At 70.6% G+C, this 22,904-nt stretch carries 20 protein-coding genes; 7 read left to right on the top strand and 13 right to left on the bottom strand.

Translation table 11 applies throughout. The annotated features are described in order from the left end of the window. From IEZ07_RS34035 to IEZ07_RS34010, 6 genes are all read right to left on the bottom strand, one after another. Positions 1–1,301 (bottom strand): sensor histidine kinase (locus IEZ07_RS34035; protein WP_301549376.1); only part of this gene is annotated, 1,301 nt, incomplete at its 3' end. 633 nt (positions 1,302–1,934) lie between these two features. Further along, entirely contained in the window at positions 1,935–3,302 is a 1,368-nt protein-coding gene (locus IEZ07_RS34030) for a DUF2254 domain-containing protein (protein WP_275413884.1), read from the bottom strand. 390 nt (positions 3,303–3,692) lie between these two features. Then, positions 3,693–4,178 carry a copper chaperone PCu(A)C domain-containing protein gene (locus tag IEZ07_RS34025; protein ID WP_191898562.1) on the bottom strand — a complete coding sequence of 162 codons (486 nt, stop codon included), beginning with the start codon at positions 4,176–4,178 and terminating at the stop codon, positions 3,693–3,695. 485 nt (positions 4,179–4,663) lie between these two features. Continuing rightward, positions 4,664–5,065, bottom strand: a complete 402-nt coding sequence (locus IEZ07_RS34020; RefSeq protein ID WP_239321249.1) for a four-helix bundle copper-binding protein — start codon at positions 5,063–5,065, stop codon at positions 4,664–4,666. A gap of 60 nt (positions 5,066–5,125) precedes the next feature. After that, positions 5,126–5,887, bottom strand: coding sequence for a hypothetical protein (locus IEZ07_RS34015; RefSeq protein WP_191898561.1), 762 nt, complete (start codon positions 5,885–5,887; stop codon positions 5,126–5,128). Positions 5,888–5,957: 70 nt separating this feature from the next. Next, complete coding sequence (locus IEZ07_RS34010) at positions 5,958–6,494, bottom strand: DUF421 domain-containing protein (protein ID WP_191898560.1); 537 nt, start codon at positions 6,492–6,494, stop codon at positions 5,958–5,960. A gap of 479 nt (positions 6,495–6,973) precedes the next feature. Here IEZ07_RS34010 and IEZ07_RS34005 point away from each other — a divergent pair, with 479 nt between their 5' ends. Next, positions 6,974–8,188, top strand: a complete 1,215-nt coding sequence (locus tag IEZ07_RS34005; protein WP_191898559.1) for a cation:proton antiporter domain-containing protein — start codon at positions 6,974–6,976, stop codon at positions 8,186–8,188. 388 nt (positions 8,189–8,576) lie between these two features. Here IEZ07_RS34005 and IEZ07_RS34000 read toward each other — a convergent pair whose 3' ends face one another. Continuing rightward, a complete protein-coding gene (locus IEZ07_RS34000; RefSeq protein ID WP_191898558.1) occupies positions 8,577–8,963 on the bottom strand; it encodes a hypothetical protein in 387 nt (128 codons plus the stop codon). A 198-nt stretch (positions 8,964–9,161) separates the two neighbouring features. On the opposite strand from IEZ07_RS34000, the gene IEZ07_RS33995 reads away from it, so the two are divergent. The 3 genes from IEZ07_RS33995 (at position 9,162) to IEZ07_RS36120 (ending at position 12,775) form a co-directional block, all read left to right on the top strand. Continuing rightward, positions 9,162–9,596, top strand: coding sequence for a hypothetical protein (locus IEZ07_RS33995; RefSeq protein WP_191898557.1), 435 nt, complete (start codon positions 9,162–9,164; stop codon positions 9,594–9,596). 128 nt (positions 9,597–9,724) lie between these two features. Further along, the gene (locus tag IEZ07_RS33990; RefSeq protein ID WP_191898556.1) at positions 9,725–11,851 is read left to right on the top strand and encodes an MMPL family transporter; all 2,127 of its coding nucleotides are present in this window, start codon (positions 9,725–9,727) and stop codon (positions 11,849–11,851) included. A gap of 51 nt (positions 11,852–11,902) precedes the next feature. Continuing rightward, complete coding sequence (locus IEZ07_RS36120; RefSeq protein WP_204054770.1) at positions 11,903–12,775, top strand: hypothetical protein; 873 nt, start codon at positions 11,903–11,905, stop codon at positions 12,773–12,775. Here the strand turns inward: IEZ07_RS36120 and IEZ07_RS33980 are convergent. Beyond that, positions 12,745–13,212: a hypothetical protein gene (locus IEZ07_RS33980; RefSeq protein WP_191898555.1), complete on the bottom strand. Its 468-nt coding sequence runs from the start codon at positions 13,210–13,212 to the stop codon at positions 12,745–12,747. The two genes, IEZ07_RS36120 and IEZ07_RS33980, sit on opposite strands and share 31 nt — an antisense overlap. A gap of 506 nt (positions 13,213–13,718) precedes the next feature. On the opposite strand from IEZ07_RS33980, the gene IEZ07_RS33975 reads away from it, so the two are divergent. After that, positions 13,719–14,270, top strand: coding sequence for a DUF4396 domain-containing protein (locus tag IEZ07_RS33975; RefSeq protein ID WP_191898554.1), 552 nt, complete (start codon positions 13,719–13,721; stop codon positions 14,268–14,270). Between the two features lie 160 nt (positions 14,271–14,430). Here the strand turns inward: IEZ07_RS33975 and IEZ07_RS33970 are convergent, their stop codons facing one another. After that, complete coding sequence (locus IEZ07_RS33970; RefSeq protein WP_191898553.1) at positions 14,431–15,294, bottom strand: helix-turn-helix domain-containing protein; 864 nt, start codon at positions 15,292–15,294, stop codon at positions 14,431–14,433. Positions 15,295–15,500: 206 nt separating this feature from the next. Here IEZ07_RS33970 and IEZ07_RS33965 point away from each other — a divergent pair, with 206 nt between their 5' ends. After that, positions 15,501–16,553: an aldo/keto reductase gene (locus IEZ07_RS33965; protein WP_191898552.1), complete on the top strand. Its 1,053-nt coding sequence runs from the start codon at positions 15,501–15,503 to the stop codon at positions 16,551–16,553. Between the two features lie 92 nt (positions 16,554–16,645). On the opposite strand, the gene IEZ07_RS33960 is transcribed toward IEZ07_RS33965, so the two are convergent. Together IEZ07_RS33960 and IEZ07_RS33955 are read right to left on the bottom strand one after the other, a co-directional pair. Next, complete coding sequence (locus IEZ07_RS33960; protein WP_191898551.1) at positions 16,646–17,809, bottom strand: cation:proton antiporter; 1,164 nt, start codon at positions 17,807–17,809, stop codon at positions 16,646–16,648. A 7-nt stretch (positions 17,810–17,816) separates the two neighbouring features. Then, positions 17,817–18,323, bottom strand: a complete 507-nt coding sequence (locus IEZ07_RS33955; protein ID WP_373868904.1) for a cation:proton antiporter regulatory subunit — start codon at positions 18,321–18,323, stop codon at positions 17,817–17,819. Between the two features lie 134 nt (positions 18,324–18,457). On the opposite strand from IEZ07_RS33955, the gene IEZ07_RS33950 reads away from it, so the two are divergent. Beyond that, positions 18,458–19,618, top strand: a complete 1,161-nt coding sequence (locus IEZ07_RS33950; RefSeq protein WP_191898550.1) for a saccharopine dehydrogenase family protein — start codon at positions 18,458–18,460, stop codon at positions 19,616–19,618. Between the two features lie 143 nt (positions 19,619–19,761). Here IEZ07_RS33950 and pflA read toward each other — a convergent pair whose 3' ends face one another. Beyond that, complete coding sequence (pflA, locus tag IEZ07_RS33945) at positions 19,762–20,496, bottom strand: pyruvate formate-lyase-activating protein (RefSeq protein WP_239321253.1); 735 nt, start codon at positions 20,494–20,496, stop codon at positions 19,762–19,764. 7 nt (positions 20,497–20,503) lie between these two features. Further along, positions 20,504–22,765: a formate C-acetyltransferase gene (pflB, locus tag IEZ07_RS33940; RefSeq protein ID WP_191898548.1), complete on the bottom strand. Its 2,262-nt coding sequence runs from the start codon at positions 22,763–22,765 to the stop codon at positions 20,504–20,506. Between the last annotated feature and the right edge of the window lie 139 nt (positions 22,766–22,904).

Here is a 22,904-nt window from a genome sequence, read left to right as displayed (position 1 = left end):
GGCGGCAGGTCGGCGAGGTCGAACCGGATGTCGCGGCCGGCCCGGTGCTCGGCCAGGTCCGTCCACGCCTGATTGGTGAGTGCGGTCAGGTCCACCCGCCGCAGGTCGACCTGACCGCGCTGCAGCCGGGAGAACGACAGCAGGGCGGCGATGAGGTCGGCCATCCGGGCCGCGTTGGAGCGGATCTTCTCCACGAACAGGCCCGCCTCCTCGGCGGACATCTGGTCGGGGTAGTGCTCGGCGAGGACCTCGGCGGAGGCGCTCATCGCGGTCAGCGGGGTGCGCAGGTCGTGGGAGATGCTGGCGGCCAGCAGCTCCAGTTCGGTGGTGAAGGCGTGCAGTTCGGCGGCCTGGCGGCGCAGCTGCCGTTGCCCTTGGCGCCGGCGGTGCACGGTGTGCCCGATCGCGGCGGCGGCCGCCAGGCCGAAGAGCGCGGCCGCCAGCAGGACGACCCCGAAGCGCCGCTGTGTCATGTTGGCGTGGGCGTAGAGCCTGTGGTGCGGGGCTGCGGTCACCAGCCGCCAGCCGTCCGGCCAGACCGGGGCGGAGGTGTAGTGCCAGTTCTGGCCCGCCGCGCGGTAGTCGCCGTCCGGGCTCCGCTCCAGCGCTGCGGCCAGCGGAGGAACGAACTGGGACAGCGAGATGGTCTGCGGCTCCAGAGGCGGGCTGGCGGCCACGATGTTGCCGAATCTGTCGAGGAAGTAGGCGTGGCCTCCGGCAGGGACGACGGCCTCGCGCAGGTAGTCGCCGAGCGGACTGTCGGCCACGATGAATCCACCCGAGAAGACCCGCTGCCCGTAGGGGGTCGGAAACGGTACGGCGATCGCGGTGAGGGATTGCTTGGGTACCACCGCCGATGTGAACACGCTGGAGACGGTGATCCGGTCCCGCTGCAGGGCCAGTCGGACGTGTTCCAGGGTATCGGTCAGGTCCCGCCCGATTAGATCGGGTCGCGGCGGCCAGATGGACATGGCGCGGCCCTGCTGATCGAGCAGGATCATGGAGGTGTAGCCAAGCCCGCTCCCGAACACCTCCAGCCGACTTTGGGGGACGGTCCGTCCGGCCAGATCCTTGGCGGCGTCCTGCCGCTGCCTGGTGGCGATTCCGGTCAGGTAGGACCGGGTGAAGGCGGCCGCGACCTGGGTGCGCTGGGCCAGGCTCCCGTCCTCCGCGGTCCGCAGGAACCGGCCGGCCCACACCCATGTTCCGGCCGCGAGCGCCACCAGCAGCAGCCACGCCACCGGGCCGAGGAGCACGCGGAACCGGCCACGCCGTCTGCTTTCGTTGGCGACCTCGGCCACGACACCCCCGGATATTTCGCTTTCTAATAAGGTTCTGCTGCTCGGTAGACCCGATGGCCAGCTTGTTCGCTGAGATGAGGGTCGGCCGGGATAAACCTTGCATGACAGTTCTTCAGTCGAAGTTACTAAGCGCTCCCAGGGGTTGGGCGTTCACTCGAGGGAGACCCGGAAGTCTTTCCCGGGAGCAGGGACGGTCAGTGTCGTCACTGCGACTATTTGCCACTGCTGTCATCAATATGGAGGCATCCGAGGTGTGCCGGATGACTTGTCGTGAAAGTGGCGAGATTGAACTCGGCCTGCGACTCTCCTGCTGCCCGCACTCTTGCGTCAAATCCTCGGGGTCCACTGGTGTCCAGTCCCATGTCCGGCGGCGTCTTATTCGTGTTCAATGAGTGGGGGCGAAGCGCGCATCGCCACAGGCCGGGTGGCCGTAAGGCGGTCAGGAATCTGCAAGGGGTATCAAAATCCAGAAGAATTGCGAAAACCGGAAACCGGGAAGAGGGAAGGCGGAGGTGGCAAATAAGGCATCAAGAGCAGCAAAAGGAAAATTATATTACCTGCAGAGGTTTAAGGTGAAAGCGAGAAACAAAGGTTGTGTGTTCCTGGCGTGGCGTGTCACGCCCCTCGTGGTCGTCAGGAGTCACTGGGCGGCCAGCGTTCGTCCACAGCCTCCCGCACCGACCGGGCCAAGGCGTCCATCCGCGACCGTTCGGCATCATCGTAGGCCTGCCGCTCCACGGTGGCGCACAGCCGTACGAGCTGTTCGTTCAGGGCCGCACGGTGCTCGGTCCGGTGGGTGGACCATGCGACCTCACGCAGCAACGTGAACAGCCGCCCCATCACCTCAGGGTCGGCGGCACCGTAGCGGCGGGGCTGGGACACCGCCAGGTCGATCAGCGCCGGAAGGTCTGGACGCCGCAAGACCACGCGGACCCTACCGGAGCCGTCCCGCAGCAGAAGCGGGCCCAAATCCCTGCCCGCAGCCTCACACAGCAGTGCGGAGGCGTGGCTCAGCGCGTGGACCGCGGTGGTCGGGTCGTTGATCCCGGGCGACAGTGCCTTGACCGCGACGTCGACGATCTGGCGCAGCCCGAACGCCATGTCCTGCGCGGCGGTGCGCTCGAACCCGGTCCGCACCGCATCCGCAACGCGTTCCGACAGCACGGTGACGGCCCGCCGGTCCAGGGTGGCCGTGCCCGCCAGCGGCCAGGCCACGGCGATCGGAGTTCCGGCGATCAGCGAGTCACCCGGAAGGCGGTCGAGGACCACCACGGCGCCCGCGTCGACGGCGGCACCGAGAAGCGCCGCTTCATCGACTGAAGTGAGGAAACCTGAGGAGGCGGCGCACAGGGATACCGTTCCGGTCACCGGGGTCACCGGGGTGCTGGCGGCGGGCTGTTCTTTCGCGTCCGTGCAGCGCCGCATCGTCTCCACGGCCTCGGCGTGCACACTGTGTAGTAGCGACTCCACCCGGATCTGCCGGGCCAGGTGCGCCAGGAACACCACCAGTCCGACCACGCTGGCCAGGGCCAGCAGATAGGCCACGGTCACCGACAACTGCGGCACGAAGGCGGTCTGATCGTCCAGTGAGGCGCGCACTGTACGCAGCACGGTCACCGAATAGGTGAACGTGGACAGCAGCAGCGCCAGGGTGACATGGACGAACCGGTCCTGGGCGAAGGTGCGGAGCAGACGCGGAGAATACTGGCTGCTGGCCAGCTGCAACGTCACCACCGTCAGGGAGAAGGTCAGCGAGGTCACGGTGATCAGCGAGCCCGCGATCACCGAGAGCACCGTACGTGCCGCCTCCGGCCCGCCGCTGAACAGGAAGGCGGTCACTTTGGCCGGCAGGCCACCGATCACCCGGGCGTCGACGAGCGGCAACCCGACCCCGAGCAGGGCCGCGACGCCCACTCCCGCGGTGGGGAGCGGCCACAGCCGAGTCCGCCACGCATCGCCGGAAACGCCCCGCCGCCGTCGCGACGATCCCCGTGCCGTCACCGAAGAACCTCCGATCACCGGGCCGCGCCCGCTCCGAACGACTCAGAATGACCGTCCTTGCCTGTGGCCATCACGGCACATCCGTGGTGATGGAGTGGCTCGTTTGGGATCTCACCGCGCCGATGTGGATGTTCCTCCTGGCTTCTGTGATCTCCGGGGCAGTCCTCGGAGCGTTGGGCTCAGCCCTGTACCAGCGGAACCGGGCCCGGGCGCGGCAACGCAGGCAGGCCGCCGGTGACCTTCACAGACTCGCGGGCGAACCCGCGCGAGGAACACCGCGTCTGAGGCGCTAGCCACCGGCGAGGGCGAGAGGACGGGCCTTCGTCACCGCTCCAGTGCCACCACCGCACGTCCTTGCCGAGGTGGCGGTGTCGAGGTCGGCATCCTTGATCACGAGGTGGGTGACGGCCAGGGCGAGTACGTGGCCCGCCACTGTGAGGGCGGTAGAACGGGTACCTGCATCTGCACGGTCCCGGCATCCTGGAACTGGAACGACACCGGGAGATAGATGCCGCTACGTAGATCCCCGGTCGACCCGGTCAGCAACGCCTGCGGGTTCACGTCCCCGCCGACCGGCTGACGGACCGGAAGTTCCAGGCCGCCTCCGCGAACTTGAAAACCTTTGAACGTGGGTGACGCGCTGACGGAGACGAGCCGGTCCGGTTCGGTGCGCTGGTTCACCAGCGTCACGTAGAGGGGGAGGCTCGACCCGGGTGGCAGCGACTCGCCTTCGGGACTGCCGATGATGAAGGCGTTCCTCACATACATGTCGTTGATGATCTCGTTGGCTCCTGTGTTCGGCGCGAACTCCTCGGTAGAGACTCCGAAATCGTCCTCGTTGCCACAGGCGCATGCGGCCAGCAGCAGTACGGCCACGCACAATGCCCTGATAGTGCTTCGCATGTTCTTCCACCAGCGATCTTCTACTTGTGCTGCGTGCAGGCGGACGGCCCCTTCCAGCGGAAGCCGGCTGTATCGGGTGGAGGCGTGATCCCGCCCGGACCGCCCGCTCCTGCACGCTCGTGCTCGGACGGGCCGGACCCGCGCGGCTCTACTCCGCAGGAGCATGCGGCTGTTACCGTGCCCGCTGCCGGATCCCCCTGTTCGGATGCCGAAGTCTCAATGTGGGGCTCACGGCGAACCCACGGGTTCCGGTAAGCGGATCGTCGGCTGTGAGCAGCCCTGTCCGGGAGGCGCTGAGTGGCCTTCGCATCCTCCGGAGGGCTGCCGGACCGCCATCCCGGTCGAGTCGGCAGATCGCGATCCCTCCCGCGAAGGAGCGGGGAGCGGTGGTGCCCACGCTGATGTGTCACCGATCCGCCCGCCGGATCGAGAGGTACGGAGGCCGGATGTCCCGCGACTCAGCTGATGCTGTCCAGCAGGCTTTGGCAGGCCTGCTCGCAGCGGCGGCACGCCTCGGCGCAGGCCCGGCAGTGGGCGTGCATGTCGGCGTGCTGGGCGCACTCGTCGGCGCAGCTGCGGCACGCCTGGATGCACGCCTGCAGCTGGGAGCGGGTGATGTTGGCGTCGTAGCCGGTGTGGCGTGACAGGATGCGGGCGGTGGTGGAGCAGATGTCGGCGCAGTCCAGATCGGTGCGGATGCACTTGCGCAGCTGGTCGACGTGCTGCTCGCTCATGCAGGCGTCGGCGCAGGCGGTGCAGGCCTGAGCGCAGTCGATCAGCGTCTGGACGGCGTCGGCGATCAGGCCGCGGTCCAGGTTGATGTCGGCGGGGTAGGTGTCGATCATTTCGCGAACCGGCACGGTGCGTCCTTTCCAGTAACGGATGTCGTGTGAAGGGCCGGTACCCGCCAGCCGGTCGGGTTACCGCCCGCCGGGCGGATCGGTTCCGTCAAGCGGGTCTACCCGCACGTCATGGACGGGGGCCGGACCGCCTGCGGGCTCGTTGCCCGGGTGTTGGCCGTCCTGCGGGCCGGAGGGGCGGTGGCTGAGGAAGTAGGCGCCCATCGCGGCGGCGACGGAGGCGAAGACCACGACGGAGTAGACGGCCAGGAGCACCTCGATGACGGCGGCCAGGGCCGTGGTGCGGACGGTGAGCGGTTCGCCGGTGACGGTGGCCAGGGCGGCGTCGTGCAGGGCCAGGGCGTAGTCGTCGTAGCCGGCGAACTCGTGCAGCACCTGGCTGGAGGCCAGGACGATGATGGCGCTGAGCGCGGCCAGCCAGGTCAGCCGGCCCGACAGCAGGCGCCCGGCCGAGCGGCTGCCGCGTACGGCCGAGCCTAGTACGCCGCTGGCCCGCGCCAGCCGGACCAGCCGCAGCAGCCGCAGGAAGCGTAGGAACGGTACGAGCAGGAAGACCAGCTGCCACCAGGTGCGGCGCAGGAACCGCAGCCGCGCCGGGGCCACGTACAGCCGCAGGGCGTACTCGGCGGCGAACGCGGCCCACAGTAGCCAGCTCGCCACGGAGAAGACGTCGGCCAGCACGGGATGGCGGGCGAGATTCTGACCGAGTACGACCAGCAGGAACAGCAGGCCCAAGACGCTCATGGGGGCGTCGAGGCGGTCGATCAGTCGCTCGGCCCGGCTCTGGCGGACGGCGGCCGTCTCCTCGGTGCGGGGGCTCATGCCGGTGCCGTGCCCACATCGGTGCGGAATAGTGGTGTGACCGGAGCAGGAGCCAGTGGGGCGGCCGGTCTCAGGAACCGGCAGGACCCTCCGGACCGGTGAATCCGGCCAGATCGGTCAGGGCGCTGCCCGAGCCGAGCTTCTGGCGGGGGATGACGCTGAAGCCGCCGTCGGTCTCCAGGACGACGGCGGCGACGTCCTCCAGCGCTCCGGAGCCGCTGGAGCGGACTGCCTGGCGCACCTCCTCGGGGGTGACGCGTTGTCGGCGCATCGCGTCTTCCAGCAGCCGCCCGTCGCGCAGCACCACGGTCGGCTCGGACTTGATCATCCGTCGCACCAGCGCCGAGCGGGTCGCCAGCCAGGCGGCGGCGAACTGCAGTGCCACCAGCAGGGCCAGTGCGAGCCCGCCCTCGGCGAGCGCGACGTCGGACGAGAGCACCACGGTGGCCAGCGTGGAGCCCAGCGCGACGGTGACCACCAGGTCGAAGGCGTTCATCTTCGACAAGGTGCGTTTGCCCGACAGCCGCAGCACCGCCACCAGCACGGCATAGGCCACCACGGCGGCGACGATGGTTCGGATGATCCCGCTCCAGGAGTCGAATACCACCCTCGTCTCCTTCCCCGGCCGGTGCCGTCACCGCCGGGGATACCCCTGATGCGGTGCCTCTACCTGATGTGCGCCCGCCATCCGTTGCGACCAGGCCGTCCACCCGGAAGGGAACGGCCCGGTCATCGCTTGTCCGGGCGGCACGTCACTGCGCGAGCGAGTACCACCGTACCGCTGGGCGTGACCATCAGGCCGCCGCGGACGGATACCGCCGTGCTCGTCATTGGCCTGATGACCGGCCGGGGGTTGCGCCACAAGACGGCCCACCCGGCCGAGCGGACGTGATCGAGGGTTCACGGTGCATCCCGTCCGGTCAGTTCCCGCTTGCGGCGCAGCAGCGCGGCGCGCCGGGCATGAGCCCGGACGACGAGTACGGCGGACACGGCGGTGACGACCGCGCCGGTCACCAGAGCGGGAGCCGCCGACCGGCTTCGGGCGGCCGGAGACATATCTCGACGGCTCCGGGCAATCACGCATCCATGCTCGATGTGCTGCTCTCCGTGGTCGGGGCACTGGCTCTCATCGTGGCCCTGCTGTCGGGATACGTCCACCGCCTCGTGCTCAGTACGGCTCTGCTCGCCCTGCTGACCGGCATCGTCTTCGGTCCGGCCGTGCTGGGGGTCATCGACCTGCCCACCGTGGTGGAGGGACATCAGGAGATCCATGAGCTGTCCCGTGTGCTGCTGGCGGTCTCGGTGATGGCCGTGGCCCTGCGCTATCCGACGCGGGAGGTCCGGCCGTGCACAAGACCAGTGGTCATCCTGCTCACCGCGGCCATGATCGGAATGGCGCTGATCACCACAGCGGTGGCGTCCGCCGTCCTCGGGGTCGGCCTCGGTGCGGCGGCCCTGCTGGGCGCGGCCCTGTGCCCCACGGACCCGGTACTCGCCTCCAGCGCGGTCACCGGCGAACCCGCCGAACGCGAGATCGCCGCACGGACACGGCGGCTGCTGTCTCTGGAGTCCGGAGCCAACGACGGCCTGGCCCTGCCGCTGGTGCTCGCCGCGATCGCAATCGCCGGGACACGCCCGGGGACCGGTGCATTGCTGGAATCCCTGTGGCAGGTCATGGGCGCCGTCGCCTTCGGAGCCGTGACGGGACGGCTGGGGGAGAGGGTGCTGCGCGGCGCCGAGAAAGGGCGGACCGTCGAATCCGGCCCGCTGCTGCTGTACACCGTGCTCCTGGCGCTTTTCGTGCTCGGCGCGGCCGGGCTGCTCAACCTCGACGGCGTCCTGGCCGTGTTCGTCGCCGGCCTGGCGTTCAACGCGGCGAGTTCGCGAGGCGAGCGCCTGACCGAGGTCAAGATCGACGAGGTGATCAACCACTTCCTCCTGCTGCCGCTGTTCGTGGTGTTCGGCGCCATGCTCCCGTGGCAGGAGTGGGGCCGGCTGGGGTGGCGGGGTCTCGTGCTGGTCGTCGGCGTGCTGCTGCTGCGCCGCCTGCCGGTCCTGCTCGCGCTCAAAAAGCCGCTGTCGCTGCGGTGGCGCGATGCCGTCTTCATGGGATGGTTCGGCCCCATCGGTGTGTCGGCCCTGTTCTATCTCACCCTGGAGGCGCATCGGCTCGGTGCCGACCCTCTGGTTCTGGCCGCCGGAACACTGGTCGTCGCCGCCAGCACCGCCGTGCACGGTGTGACCACCGCCATGGGCCTGGTCCTCTATCGCAAGGCGAACGCGGAGAAGGCGGCCAGGTAGCCACCGACCGCCGGGCCAGCATCCTGCGCCTGAAATCCGCCGGCGATATTCGGCCAGGGATTCGAGGATCGCTGCGGCGCTCTTGGCCTGTACGAACGGCTCGATGTCATCGTTCCACCGATCCATCCAGGCGTGGATGCCCTCCTCCGAGCTCTGAACGCTCTTGTGGGCTCCGTCGTTCACCCTCCACCAGGGACCGGCCAGAAGGACCGCAACAACCCGTCACGGCAAGAACCGGATCTCCGTTCTCCGGGGGTCGGTGGTTGAGGACGCGCGGGTGCGGACGGCCCCGACCCAGCAACGGAGCGGGTGCTCTCCCTCAAGGAGTGATCACTCACTCCTTGAGGGAGGACATGAACACGGACGTCTCCTCCCGGCGAGAACGCGGTCAGGTGGACGTCGGTGAAGGGGTCGTGATTTCAGCCTCGGACCGGCACAGCTCGGCCAGGCGCCGGAACTCCGGTTGGATGCGCTGTAATTCGTCGATGACCCGTTCCAGCTCCGGCCCGTCGAGGTTGCCCAATGCGCGCAGACCACGCCGGATCACCTCCATGGCCTGCTCACCGCGATCCAGCGCGACCAGGCATTCACCGGGCGCGATCAAGGCGCGGCCGGGAGGCACGGTGACGGCAGGCCTGGGCGCGGCGGCGCCAGGCACGGATGCGGTCGGCGATGGGATCGACTCCGGCTCGGGAGTCGAGCTCACGCCGGCGATAGCCGCGCCCAGCGCCAGGCCGATCAGCAGCGTCAGGGCCGGTACCGTCCAGTAGAGCACCCGAGGTGTCGCCGGGCGGCGGGGCTCGGGCACGGTTCCCGCGGAGGGCGGGGGGCCGTCACGGTCGTTGGGGCGCTCTGGTGTCTCTCCTGCGGGCATCGCTCACTCCTGTGAAAGGTCGGGGTTCCACATACCCGTTACCATCCAGGGCATATCGGGCAATGTGGGACATCTCGGCTCGATGGAGGGGACGGCATCGTGAACAGCGCGCTTCAGTCCCTGGACACCTCGATGGTCCGGATCCTCGACGGCCTGATGGCCGCGTGGGTCGTGCTGTGGCTCGTCGTCGGGGTGTGGGTGGGCCAGTCGTTGTGGGAGCTGTCGCGGATCGGGGAGACCATCGTCTCCTCAGGGCAGGCGATCGACCAATCCGGAAGCGCGCTGCAGCCCATCGCCGAGCTGCCCCTGGTCGGCGAGGCCCCCGGTCGGCTCGCCGACCAGATCCGCGCCACCGGGGCACGCATTGCGGTGAGCGGGCACGAGCTGCAGGTCCAGATGCGCAGGCTCAGCCTTCTGCTGGGGTTGGCGGTGGCGTTGATCCCGGCGACCACCGTCCTGGCCTCCTACCTCCCGGCCCGGCTGGTACGGCGGCGCACGGCAGGGTCCTCCGGCGGGTCGAGGAAGGGCGAGTGAGCCGGTCGGGCCCGGACCGGCAAAGGCTCGGAGCCAAACTCGGGACACGGCCGCTCGCCGAACGCTACGCCTGCGCCATCGTCCGATTCCGTCACCTGGTCGTCACGCTGTGGGTGGCGGTGGCCGCGGTGTCATGGTTCCTGCCGGAGTTCTCCCAGGAGCGCAGCGGTGGGATCGAGGGGCTGGTGCCACGGGACACCCCGGCGGTGGCAGCCGAGCGCCGGGCTCTGGAGCTGTTCGGCTTCCCGCTGCTGGGCCGTACCGTCATCGTGCAGCACGACCCGGCAGGGCTCTCACCGTATGCGCAAGCCGAGTCCGTCGCCCTGGCCATGGGGCTGATCCGCGGCCAGTACGCCGACAGCGGCCCGCTCCTGGGCGCGCTGCCGCTGACCAACTCCCTGGGACTGGTCAGCTCGGGTGAGCGCGGAACCGCCGTGCTCACCTACATGCTGATGCCGCCGACCACCGGGTTCACCCACCAGATGCTGGCGACCGAGCACTTCGCCGAGCGGCATCTGGGGCCCGAAGACGCCTACGTCGGCGTGACCGGCTCGGTGCCCGCGAGGGTCCAGCAGCAGCGCATCGTCGAGGAGTACCTGCCGCTGGTGGAGATCGCCACCATCACGGCGATCGCACTGATCGTCTGCGTCAATTTCAGGTCGATTGCAGCACCGCTGCTGACGCTGCTGGTGGCCGGGCTGGCCTTCGCGGTCACCATCCGGTTGGCCGCCACCGTGGCCGGGCTGCTGGGCGTGCCGATACCGGCTGAGCTGGAGCCGTTGCTGGTGGCTCTGCAACTGGGCATCGTAACCGATTACGTCATCTTCTTCCTGTCCGGGTTACGCGTTCGGCTGGCCGACGGCGCCTCGCGGCTGGAGGCCGCCCGGGACTCGACGGTGCGCTTCGGGCGGATTGTGATGGTCGCGGGGATCACCGTGGCAGCGGGTACGGCTGCGCTCCTGGTCACTCGGTCCCAGTTGTTCCGCGCGTTCGGACCGGGCATGGCACTGGCCGTCCTGGTCGGTCTGGCGGTGGCGGTCACGCTCGTGCCCGCGCTCATGGCGATCGCCGGGCGCTGGTTGCTCTGGCCGAGCCTGCCGGGCCGTCCAGTCGTGCTGCCAGGCCCTGGCGACGTGCGTCCAGTCACGCGCAGGCGGTTCGTACACGTCATGCGGGTGATGACCTGTACCCGGCCCGCGGCGGCTGTGCTCTTCACGTGCGCGCTGGGGCTGGTGCTGGCCGCGCTACCGCTCGGCGGCATACGCCTCGGCCTCGACTTCGTGGGCTCGCTGCCCGCCGACGACCCGGTCCGCAAGGCGGCCTCGGCCGCGCAGCAGGCCTTCGCGCCGGGTGTCCTTTCCCCCACGGTGGTGCTCCTGGAGGGGGAGAACATCGCCGACCGCCGGGAAGAGATGGCCGCACTGGGAGCACTGCTGCGGAAGGAGCCCGGCGTCGCGGGAGTGATCGGTCCCGGTGAGCGGCCGTCGCTCGCCGATGTCGGCATTCTTGTGGCCGAGCAGCGGCACGCCGCCCGCTACCTGGTCATCCTCGACGACGAACCGCTTGGGGCCGCCGCCATCGAGACGGTGAACCGGCTGCAGAACCGGCTCCCCGGAATGCTGCTGAGGGCAGGTCTGCCCGAGGCCGTGGTGAGCATGTCCGGCGATACAGCCATCGCCTCACACGTCGTCGAGGAGACCACCAGCGACCTGGCCAGGGTCGCCGTGGCGGCCATCCTGGTCAACCTGCTGATGCTGATCGTGTTCTTACGCGCCCTGGTGGCGCCGCTGTACCTGCTCACGTGCAGCGTGCTATCGCTGGCCGCCTCGCTCGGCCTGACCGTCCTGCTGTTCCAGTCGGTGCTCGAGTATGCCGGGCTGACCTTCTACGTGCCCTTCGCCGCTGGCGTGCTGCTGGTCGCCCTGGGCTCGGACTACAACATCTTCGGCATCGGCCGTGTCTGGGAGGAGGCCAGGCGGTACAGCCTGCGCGATGCGATCATCGTAGCTGTCCCGGAGTCGACCCGGGCGATCACCGCAGCCGGTGTCGCCCTGGCGGTCAGCTTCGGCCTGCTCGCGATCGTGCCGCTGCGCCCATTCAGAGAGCTCGCGTTCACGATGGCTATGGGCATCCTCCTCGATGTGATCGTCGTCCGCTCTCTGATGTTGCCGACCCTGCTGACCCTGGTGGGGCGGGGGAGCGGCTGGCCGGGGCCCGCGTTCCGCAGGCGTGCTTCAGCACTGAACCATTATTGAGAGGGCGTTTCTGAGCACCCAGAGAAGGAAGCGTCTTATTACGGTTGGTAGTTGGATTCCGGCACCGATTCCTTTGTCATCACTCACCATGTTTCAGCGTATTGTCTCAGTGAGAGTCGGTCCCTTGCATCCAGCTCCGTCCCATCCGCGGTGGATCGAAGCGGATACCGGATACGGTCCGGACCTTCGGTCCAGCAGAGTCAGAACGAGAGGGAGTCATGCGGGCGGGATGTCGCATATCACCCCACCTATGTCACCCGCGGCCTGCGCGCCGCCGTCGCCGGCCCCGACGCGGTGGCGGCGATCTCCTCGGCCCGCGCCACCAACGAGGAGAACCACCTGATCCAGAAGTTCATATGGACCGTGATCGGCACCAACAGCGTCGACAACTGCTCCCGGCTGTGCCACTTCCCGTCCGCCGCCGGGCTGACCGCGGCCTTCGGCCTGTCCGGCGGCACCGACTCCTTCGATGACGTCGAGCGGGCCGACTGCCTGCTGATGGTCGGCGCCAACCCGGTCGAGGCCCACTCGGGAGGTCTTCCGTGCGGCGGTGTGCACGTCGCCGGCCAGGGCGGCGACCAGGTTCGAGTCTGCCTGGGGCAGGCTCGTCAGCTCTCATCAGGGCTCTGTCAGGATCCGTTGCGAGGTCCCCGCCACCGTGTGAACGTGCGACGGGGCCCGCATCTCGATCGACCTGTGCCACGACCGCCCGAGATTCCGGCCCGAGCAGACCCTCGCCACGTCGGTGGCGGACGGCGAGAGCTCTCGCATCCCGAGGCCGGAGACGATGAGCGGACGACGGAAACATCGCGAACACAGAAGGGTGCTTCGGTGATGGTGGTGCAGTCGAGCGGGAGCGAAGGCCGCCCCACCTCACCGGTGACCGATCAAGGTCAGCAGTGGAACCTACCGTCGAACGAGTAGTGGTAGTACTTCCGATCCTTTAGTGGGGTGACCCCGCCGAACTGGTTGTTGCACCCGACGGTGACCTCGCTCTCGGCGAGGAGATCGTCCCCGGAAGTGTCGTCCTCCCAGACCTGGATCGTTATTCTGCTGCCCACTTCGTAGGTGAGGGGGTATGAAGACCGGAGGTCGACCATTCCGCCCTCGTCGGATTCGTTGACGTCGATCGTGCCGTCGGTCGGAGCATAACGCCGGGAGGATCCATTCTGCACGACCTTGATGAAGACTTCGTCGCCGTTGCTCCAGGTCCCCTCCTCATCCACGTCGTGGACATGCAGGGTAAGGCCGAATCCGATCTGGGATGCAGCGGCGTTCGCCGGGGTCGCGCCGGCAAGAACCAGTGACCCCATAAGGCCTGCCAGGGGCAGAAGAGCTCCGGGCCTAGAACGTACGAGCACGGTTTCTCCTTTTCTTGTTCGATCGGTCGTGATCAAGATTTTCCCAGTTCCCTTGGAGGGGACTTGCGGCTGGCTTGGATCGGGCTGACGGGAAACCGACTCAGGGAATCTCGAATTGCGGAGGAAGGAACCCCGCTGTGCCGGGCAGCCGTCGACCTCGGCTCCGGCAAGGCTCCGTACGCCCGCTCCCCGGTGGCCGGCCGTACGGAGACCAGGTATTGATCCCCGCCGGCACCCCGGCCCCGGCACCCCGGCGCATCGTGCCGCCGGGGTGCCCCCGGACGGGCGGAGAAAAACGGGCCGCGCTCAACGGCCCACGGCTCGCGCCGGCCCCGCGGGGCTCAGCCGGTGCGGAGGGACGATCGACGTCGCCCGTATGCCACCCACGATGCGGGACCGGCGGTGAGGGGAAGGCGGCGGCACCGCCACGCCGGGCTGCTTGTCATATACCCCTATAGGGTATAAATTCGGATGCGTCGGCACTCCACGGCAACAGAGGAAATGAGATGTCCGAACCGACCCACCACACTGCACACGGGCAGCAGAGGACCGGTGGCGCGCATCCCGGCCACCACGGACACGATCACCGCTCGCATGCCGCCCACGAAGGACACGCGTCGAAGACGACCTGGAAGACGGCCGCCTCGGCCACCCTGCACTGCCTCACCGGCTGCGCCATCGGCGAGGTCCTCGGCCTGGTCATCGGCACCGCGCTGGGCTGGGCCACCGCGCCCACCATCGTCCTGGCCGTCGCGCTGGCCTTCTTCTTCGGCTACCTGCTCACCCTCATCCCGCTGCGCCGCGCCGGGGTGAACTGGGGCACCGCGATCAAACTCGCACTCGCCGCCGACACCGTCTCCATCGTCGTCATGGAGATCGTCGACAACGGCGTCATGCTCATCGTCCCCGGCGCCATGGACGCCGGCCTGACCACCGGCCTGTTCTGGGGAGCGCTGGCCCTCGCCTTCCTGGTGGCCTTCCTCGTCACCACCCCGGTCAACAGGTGGATCATCGGCCGGGGCAAGGGCCACGCCGTCGTCCACGCCTACCACCACTGACACCTACGCCACCGAGTGCTGGAACACCTCGCCGCCCGCACCGGTGTCCTCGCGGGCGGGCCGGAGCCGGCGGCTCACCCGCTGGAGCACTTCCTGCAGCCCGTCGGGGAGCGGTCGTCGCATGGACCTTTCCACGTCCCGTGCAACGAGCGATCACCGGTCAAGACGCCCCCTGGGGGCCGCCGACCGCGGCTGAGGCCGCCGTCCCCGCCAGGAGGCCGAGGGCGGCCGAAGCGGCGTCGTCGGCCGGTAGGTAGACGATCAGGCGGTGCTCGTCGGTGCCGGGTATGTCGAGGCTCTCGTAGGCGAGCAGCAGCTCGCCGGCCAGGGGATGCGACCACCGCTCCACACCCGTGCGCCGGGGGAGCGCGGCCGCGGCCTCGAACCGGGCGCTGAACCCGGAGCCCGCGGCGACCGCGAGTTCTCCGGCGAGGAGCGCGGCCCGGTGGTCACCGAGGGACGCGGCGGCCCTGAGCCCGGCGGCCAGCTCGCCGGCGACCCGTTCCCAGTCGGGGAAGACGCCGCGCGCGCGGGCGTCGGTGAAGACGAACCGGGTGAGGTTGGCGGGACGCGCCTCCAGCAGCCCGGCCGGGCCGGCGAGCCGCTCGTAGCCGGCCGTGCAGGCGAGGATCTCGCCCAGCCGGTCGGCCACCAGCGCCGGGGCCGGCTCGAGCCGGTCGAGCAGCGCCCGCACCGTGGGGCGCACCGCGCGGTCGGGGGGCGGGGCGTCGCCCTGGCAGGTGCCGCCGGTCATGGCCTTGACGAGGCGGTGCAGGTGGACCCGCTCGTCGGCGGAGAGCCCCAGCGCGTCGGCGAGCGCGGCGAGGATCTCGGCGGAAGGGCGCCGGTCGCGGCCCTGCTCCAGACGGGTGAGGTACTCCACGCTCACCCCGGCGAGCGTGGCCAGTTCGGCGCGGCGCAGGCCGGGGGTACGGCGGCGCGGCCCGCCCGGGAGTCCCGCGTCGGCGGGTGTCACGGCCTCCCGCCGGGCGCGCAGGAACGCGCCCAGCTCGTTGTCTCCCATGGCCGGAGTCTAGTGGGCGCGCACGGTCCCGCCGCGATCATGGCCCTGCCGGGGCCAGTCTCACCGCGGCCTCCTCCGGCGGTCTCCGGTCCGGGATGCTCGGAGCCGTGGCGATCCGCCGCGAAGCCCCGCACCCCGACGGCGGGGCACGAGGGCCGCCCGTAAGCGGAGGGCCACCCGGACAGGGCCGACGAAAGGGATCTTCTTTGCGCTACCGACTGCTGGGCCGGACCGGTCTGCGGGTGTCCGAACTGTTCTTCGGTGCGATGTCCTTCTACGAGCGCGGCGGCCCCGACGCGCTGCGGGAGTACCGTGCCATGCTCGACGCCTACGCCGACGCCGGGGGCAACGTCATCGACACGGCCTCGGCGTACGGGGAGAGCGAGGAGGTCGTCGGCGAGCTTCTGGCGGGCCGCCGCGACCGCTTCGTCGTGGCCACCAAGTACACGCTCTCCCGTGACCGCACCGACCCGAACGCCGCCGGCAACCACCGCAAGAACCTCGTCCTGTCCCTGGAGGACAGCCTCCGGCGGCTGCGGACCGACTACATCGACCTGTACTGGGTGCACATCTGGGACCGCCACACCCCGGTGGAGGAGACGATGCGGGCGCTGGACGACGCCGTGCGCGCAGGGAAGATCCTCTACGTCGGCATGTCCGACGCCCCGGCGTGGCTGGTCGGCCGCGCCGACACGCTGGCCGAGTGGCGGGGCTGGACCCGGTTCGCGGGGGTGCAGGTGCCGTACAGCCTGCTCAGGCGGGACGTCGAGCGGGAACTGCTGCCGATGGCCGAGGCGCTCGGGATGAGCGTCGCCGTATGGGGAGCGCTCGCCGGAGGCGTCCTGTCGGGCAAGTTCACCGGCCCGGGAGGGACGCCGGAGGAGGGGACGCGGCGGGCGGGGACCACCCGGGTCGACCCCGGCTCCCTGACCTCCCGGGACCACGCGGTCGCGCACGCCGTGCAGGAGGTCGCGCGCGAGCTGGGCGCCACGGCGGCGCAGGTGGCGATCGCCTGGACCTGCACCCGGCAGGCCGCCGTGCACCCCATCGTCGGCGCGCGGGACCTCGCCCAGCTCGTCGAGAACCTGGGCGCGGCCGACGTCGTCCTCCCCGGGGAGGCGGTCCGGCGGCTGGAGGCGGCGGCGGAGTTCGAGCTCGGATTTCCCGGCGACTTCATCGCCGAGTACGAGGCCCACACGCAGGCGCTCGGCGAGGCGGCCTCAGGGGAGCGGGACGGCCGGCGCGCCGCGGCGCGGTAGGGCTCCCGGGCCGGCGCGGTCGTGCGGGTGGCGGACCGCTCTGCCGGGCGCTTCCGGCGGGAACTCGGGAGAGCTCCCGCCGGAACCGCCGATCAGACGCCGCGAGCGGCGATGCGGGTGATGAACGGCTGGACCAGGCGCGCGGCCAGCGGGCCGAACGCCGCCAGGATGAGGACGTAGGCGGCGGCCAGCGGCCCCAGGTCCGGGTGGGCGCCGGCGGCCACCGCCAGACCGGCGATCACGATGTTGAACTCGCCGCGCGGGATGAGCGCGATGCCGGCGCGGATCCGGCCCGCCCGGGCGATGCCCGCCCGCCGGGCCGCGTAGACGCCGGTGAGCAGCTTGGTCGCCATGCTCACCAGGGCGAGCGCCGCGGCCAGCCCGGCGACGGGCAGGATCTTCGCCGGGTCGGTCTGCAGGCCGAAGAAGACGAAGAAGACCGCGGCGAACAAGTCGCGCAGCGGGGCCAGCAGCGCCTGGGCGTCCTCGGCCAACTCCCCCGACAGGGCGATGCCGACCAGGAACGCGCCCACCGCGGCCGACACCTGCAGGTGCTGGGCGATCCCGGCGACCAGCAGCGCGAGCCCGACGACCTTCAGCAGCAGCACCTCGGAGTTCGGGCTGGAGACGAACGCCTCGATGAACCGCCCGTAGCGGAGCGCGACCAGCAGCACCACGCTGACCGTGGCCAGCGCGATCGCCACGGTGACCGCCCCGCCCGCCAGGGACAGGCCCGCCAGCATGGCGGTCAGCACCGGCAGGTAGACGGCCATGGTCAGATCCTCGAAGACCAGCAGCGAGAGCACCACCGGGGTCTCGCGGTTACCGATCCACCCCAGGTCGGACAGGACCTTGGCGGTGATGCCGGAGGAGGTGGCGTAGGTGACGCCGGCCATCGCCACGGCCGCGACCGGGCCCCAGCCGAGCAGCAGCGCGCAGACCGCGCCGGGCGCGGCGTTGAGCACCAGGTCGACGATGCCGGCCCGGGCGTTGCCCTTGAGGCTGGTCACGAGCTCGTCGGCGTTGTACTCCAGGCCGAGGGTGAGCAGCAGCAGGATGACGCCGAGCTCGGCGCCGGTGGCGATGAACTCCTCACTGGTGGCCAGGGGCACGATGCCGCCGGTGCCGAAGGCCAGACCGGCGATCAGGTAGAGGGGGATGGGGGAGATGCCGACGCGCAGCGCCAGCGCTCCGAGGATGCCGAGTCCGAGCAGGACCGCGCCGAACTCCAGGAACAGGATTGCAGTGTGGTGCACTCGCGGCCTAACCGTTGCTGAAGATGTCGGCGACGGCGTCGGTGCTGTCCGGGCTGCCCACCACGACCACGATGTCGTCGCCGGTGAGTCCGAAGTCCGGGGCCGGGCTGGCGAAGACCTGGCCGGCGCGGACCACGGCCACGATGGACGCGCCGGTGCGGGAGCGCACGCGCGCGTCGCCCATGGTCCGCCCGTCGTACGGCGAGCCGGGGGCGATCGGCAGCTGCAGGCTGACCAGGCCCTCGACCTCGCGGTGCAGGGCGTTGAGGCGCTGCACGATGCGCGGGGCGCCGAGCAGCTCGACCAGGGCGTCGGCCTCCTCGTCGTTCAGCTTGACGACCTCGCACGCGCGGTCGGGGTCCTCCTTGTCGTAGATCACCAGGTCGCGGCGGCCGGTCCGGTGGGAGACGACCCCGACCCGGCGTCCGGAGCGTGTGGTGAACTCGTGCCGCAATCCGATCCCCGGCAACGCCGTCTGCTCGACTTCCACCGCGCCGATCCTCCGCTTGTCCATGTATCTCCGATGTCTCCCCGAACCTACCAACCAGGAGGGCCACCCGCCGAACGAGCCCGTGGCGGTGATCATGCCGGCCGGGGCCCTTCCGGCACGGGGTTGCGGAAGGGCCTCCGGCGGGGGACCCTTCCCCCATGTCCGACGACCGTCCGTACGACATCGTGCTGTTCGGCGCCACCGGGTTCACCGGTGCGCTCACCGCGCAGTACCTCGCCCGCAACGCCGGTCCGGAGCGGCGCTGGGCGCTGGCCGGGCGCGACCGGGCGCGGCTGGAGGCGGTCCGGGAGCGGATCGGCCTGCCGGAGCTGCCCCTGCTGCACGCCGACGCCTCCGACCCGGCCTCGCTGGCGGAGATCGCCCGGAGGACCCGGGTGGTCGCCACCACCGTGGGCCCGTACGTCCTCCACGGCGAGCCGCTCGTCGCCGCCTGCGCGGCGGCGGGCACCCACTACGCCGACATCACCGGCGAGCCGGAGTTCGTCGACCTGGCCTTCGCCCGGCACCACGCGACCGCCAGGGAGACCGGGGCCAAGCTCGTGCACGCCTGCGGGTTCGACTCGGTCCCGCACGACCTGGGCGTCTACTTCACCGTGCAGCGGCTCCCGGAGGGGGTGCCGATCAGCGTCGACGGATACGTGCGGGGAGGCGGGCGGCCGTCGGGCGGCACCGTGCACTCGGCCGTCACGGCGCTCTCCCGCGCCCGGCAGAGCGCGCGGGCCGCGCTCGTGCGGCGGAGGCTGGAGGAGCGTCCGGCCGGCCGCCGGGTGCGGGGCCTGCCCGGCCCGCCGCGCAACGTCGGAGGCTGGGCGCTGCCGCTGCCCACGATCGACCCGCGCATCGTCGCCCGCTCCGCCCGTGCGCTGGAGCGCTACGGCCCGGACTTCACCTACCGCCACCACCTGGCGGTCAGGCGGCTGCCCGAGGCGCTGGGCCTGGCCGCGGGGGCCGGAGCGCTGGCGCTGCTGGCGCAGTTCCCGCCGGTGCGCTCCCGGCTGCTGGAGCGCTTCCCGGCCGGCGGCGGGCCCACCCCGGAGCAACGGGCGAAGAGCTGGTTCACCGTCACCTTCGACGGGCGCGGCGGCGGCGAGCGCGTGGTCACCGAGGTCTCCGGAGGCGACCCCGGTTACGACGAGACCGCGAAGATGCTGGGCGAGTCCGCGCTCTGCCTGGCCTTCGACGACCTGCCGGAGACGGCGGGCCAGACCACCACCGCGGCGGCGATGGGCGAGGCGCTGATCGGCCGCCTGCAGCGGGCGGGCATCACCTTCAGGGTGCTGCGGGACTCACGCGGGTGAGACCCGGCGAGACCCCGGGGAGACCGTGATCATGCAGGTGAGGCCCCGGCGGGGCGCTCCGGGGGCGTGATGAGTGAGGCCCCGGCGGGGCGCTCCGGGGAGTCCGCGGCCCGCGCGGGCGGGGCACGCCGCCGGTCCGGGTCTCAGCGGCTGCGCACCCCGTGGGCGCGGAACTGCGCGTGCACGCGCTCCAGGAGGGCGGCGTCCGGCGGCTCGACGCCGGGCAGCGGGTAGGGCAGGCCGAGCCCGGCGTACTTCGCCTCGGCCATCCGGTGGTACGGCAGGACGTCGACGTGCTCGACGTTGGGCAGCGTGGCGACGAAGGCCGCGAGGCCGTCGACGTCGTCCTCGGCGTCGGTCAGGCCGGGAACCAGGACGAACCGGATCCAGGTGGGCTTGCCCAGCTCGGCCAGGCGGCGCGCGAAGCGCAGCGTCGGAGCGAGCTCGTTCCCGGTGACCTTCCGGTAGGTCTCCGGGTTCCAGGACTTGACGTCCAGCAGGACCAGGTCGACGTCGGCCAGCATCGCGTCGCTCGCGCGGTCGCCCAGGTGGCCGGAGGTGTCCAGGGCGGTGTGCAGGCCGCTGTCGTGGCAGCGGCGCAGGAGCTCGCCGGTGAAGAGCGGCTGCTGCAGCGGCTCGCCGCCGCTGACGGTGACGCCGCCGCCGGCGATCCGGATGAACCGCCGGTAGCGCTCGGCGCGGGCCACCAGCTCGTCGACCGTGGTGGGCCGCCCGTCCCGCATCCGCCAGGTGTCGGGGTTGTGGCAGTACAGGCAGCGCAGCGGGCAGCCGGAGGTGAACACCACGAACCGGGTGCCCGGCCCGTCCACGCCCGTGGACAGGTCCCAGGAGTGGACGGAGCCGGTGACGGCCGGCACCGGCGCGTCAGACCGAGCCGTGGAAGGTGCGGTTGAGGACATCGAGCTGCTGCTCTCTGGTGAGGCGGACGAAGTTGACGGCGTAGCCGGAGACGCGGATGGTGAGCTGCGGGTACTTCTCCGGGTGCGCCATCGCGTCGAGCAGGGTCTCCCGGTTGAGGACGTTGACGTTCATGTGGAAGCCGCCGCCGTCGAAGTAGCCGTCGAGCACGCCCGCGAGGTTGCCGATCCGCTCTTCGGGCGTACGGCCCAGCCCGGCCGGCGTCACCGTGCTGGTCAGCGAGATGCCGTCCTTGGCCTCCTGGTACGGGAGTTTGGCGACCGAGAGCGCGGAGGCGACCATGCCGTGCCGGTCGCGGCCGTTCATCGGGTTGGCGCCGGGGGCGAACGGCTCGCCCGCGCGGCGGCCGTCGGGGGTGCTGCCGGTGTGCTTGCCGTACACCACGTTGGAGGTGATGGTCAGCACCGACTGGGTGTGCTCGGCGCCGCGGTAGGACGGGTAGGCGCGGATCTTGTTCATGAAGCTCCGGACCAGCCCGGCGGCGATGTCGTCGACCCGGTCGTCGTCGTTGCCGAAGGCGGGGTAGTCGCCCTCGACGACGTAGTCCACCGCCAGGCCGGTCTCGTCGCGGACCACCCGCACGCCGCCGTACCTGATGGCCGACAGGCTGTCGGCGGCCACCGACAGGCCGGCGATGCCGCAGGCGAGGGTGCGCTTGACCGGGTAGTCGTGCAGCGCCATCTCGATGCGCTCGTAGGCGTACTTGTCGTGCATGTAGTGGATGACGTTGAGCGCGTCGACGTAGGTCTCGGCCAGCCAGTCCATCATCCTGTCCAGGGCGGCGGCGACCTCGTCGTAGGAGAGCCGGTCGCCGGTCACCGGCGGGTGCGCGGGGCCGACCTGCTCGCCGGTGATCTCGTCGCGGCCGCCGTTGATGGCGTACAGCAGGGTCTTGGCCAGGTTCACCCGGGCGCCGAAGAACTGCATCTGCCGGCCGACGGGCGCGGCGGACACGCAGCAGGCGATGGCGGTGTCGTCGCCGAACGCAGGCCGGAGCAGGTCGTCGTTCTCGTACTGGATCGAGCTGGTCTCGATGGAGGTCCGCGCGCAGAACCGCTTGAAGCCCTCCGGCAGATCGGGCGACCAGAGCACGGTCAGGTTGGGCTCGGGCGCGGGCCCGAGGTTGTGCAGGGTCTGCAGGAAGCGGAAGCTCGTCCTCGTGACCAGGGGGCGGCCGTCGCGGCCCATGCCGCCGATCGACTCGGTGACCCAGGTCGGGTCGCCGGAGAAGAGCTGGTCGTACTCGGGGGTGCGCAGGAACCGGACGATCCGCAGCTTGATCACGAAGTCGTCGACCAGCTCCTGCGCCCGGACCTCGTCGATCACGCCCTCGTCCAGGTCGCGCTGGAGGTAGACGTCCAGGAAGGTGGAGGTGCGGCCCAGCGACATGGCGGCGCCGTTCTGCTCCTTGACCGCGGCCAGATAGCCGAAGTACAGCCACTGGATCGCCTCCTGCGCCGTCGCGGCGGGCCCGGAGACGTCGAAGCCGTAGGAGGCGGCCATCTCCGCCAGTTCGCCCAGCGCGCGGATCTGCTCGGCCAGCTCCTCCCGGTCACGGATGACGTCCGCGGTGGAGGGCGCCTCGTCCAGGGTGTGCAGCTCGGCCTTCTTGGCCGCGATCAGCTGATCTACACCGTAAAGGGCCACGCGCCGGTAATCGCCGATGATCCGGCCGCGGCCGTAGGCGTCGGGCAGACCGGTGAGGAGGTGCGAGCGCCGGGCCGCGCGCACCCGCGGCGTGTAAGCGTCGAACACGCCGGCGTTGTGGGTCTTGCGGTACTTGGTGAAGATCTCCTTCACCCGAGGGTCGAGCGTGTACCCGTAGGCCGCCAGGCCGCTTTCGACCATCCGCAGCCCGCCGTTCGGCATGATCGCTCGCTTCAGCGGGGCGTCGGTCTGCAGGCCGACGATCAGCTCGTTCTCCCGGTCGATGTAACCGGGGGCGTGCGAGGTGATCGTCGACGGGGTCGAGGCGTCGGCGTCGTGGATGCCGCGCTCCCGCTCGGCGGGGAACATGGCGGTCAGGCGCTCCCAGACGGCCAGCGTGCGCGCCGTCGGCCCGGTCAGGAAGCCGTCGTCCCCGGTGTAGGGGGTGTAGTTGGCGCGCACGAAGTCCCGCACGTCGATGGCGGAGCACCAGATGCCCGGCTGGAAGCCGCGCCAGGCGCCCTGCCCGGCCACTCGCCCGGTCTCGGTCGTCGTGCTCATGGGGACCTCCTGTTTGATTCCGTCTGTGGTCGATGGTCGTCCCCCGGAGGGCGTGCGGGCCGGAGGCGGACGTCACCGGGGGATGGGACCTTCGTCACGAGCCGGCCGCCCGTACGGCGTCACCGCCGGTCGTTCGCGC

The sequence above is a fragment of the Planomonospora parontospora genome, from assembly GCA_014647935.1.
Taxonomy (GTDB): domain Bacteria; phylum Actinomycetota; class Actinomycetes; order Streptosporangiales; family Streptosporangiaceae; genus Planomonospora; species Planomonospora parontospora.
This window is presented reverse-complemented; position numbering and strand designations above follow the sequence as displayed.

Coding starts and splice junctions, on each gene's coding strand:
- IEZ07_RS34005 (WP_191898559.1), top strand. CDS start 6,974: ATGCTCGATGTGCTGCTCTCCGTGGTCGGGGCACTGGCTCTCATCGTG.
- pflB (WP_191898548.1), bottom strand. CDS start 22,765: ATGAGCACGACGACCGAGACCGGGCGAGTGGCCGGGCAGGGCGCCTGG.
- IEZ07_RS33955 (WP_373868904.1), bottom strand. CDS start 18,323: ATGGACAAGCGGAGGATCGGCGCGGTGGAAGTCGAGCAGACGGCGTTG.
- IEZ07_RS33970 (WP_191898553.1), bottom strand. CDS start 15,294: ATGGGAGACAACGAGCTGGGCGCGTTCCTGCGCGCCCGGCGGGAGGCC.
- IEZ07_RS33975 (WP_191898554.1), top strand. CDS start 13,719: ATGTCCGAACCGACCCACCACACTGCACACGGGCAGCAGAGGACCGGT.
- IEZ07_RS34015 (WP_191898561.1), bottom strand. CDS start 5,887: ATGAGCCCCCGCACCGAGGAGACGGCCGCCGTCCGCCAGAGCCGGGCC.
- IEZ07_RS33950 (WP_191898550.1), top strand. CDS start 18,458: ATGTCCGACGACCGTCCGTACGACATCGTGCTGTTCGGCGCCACCGGG.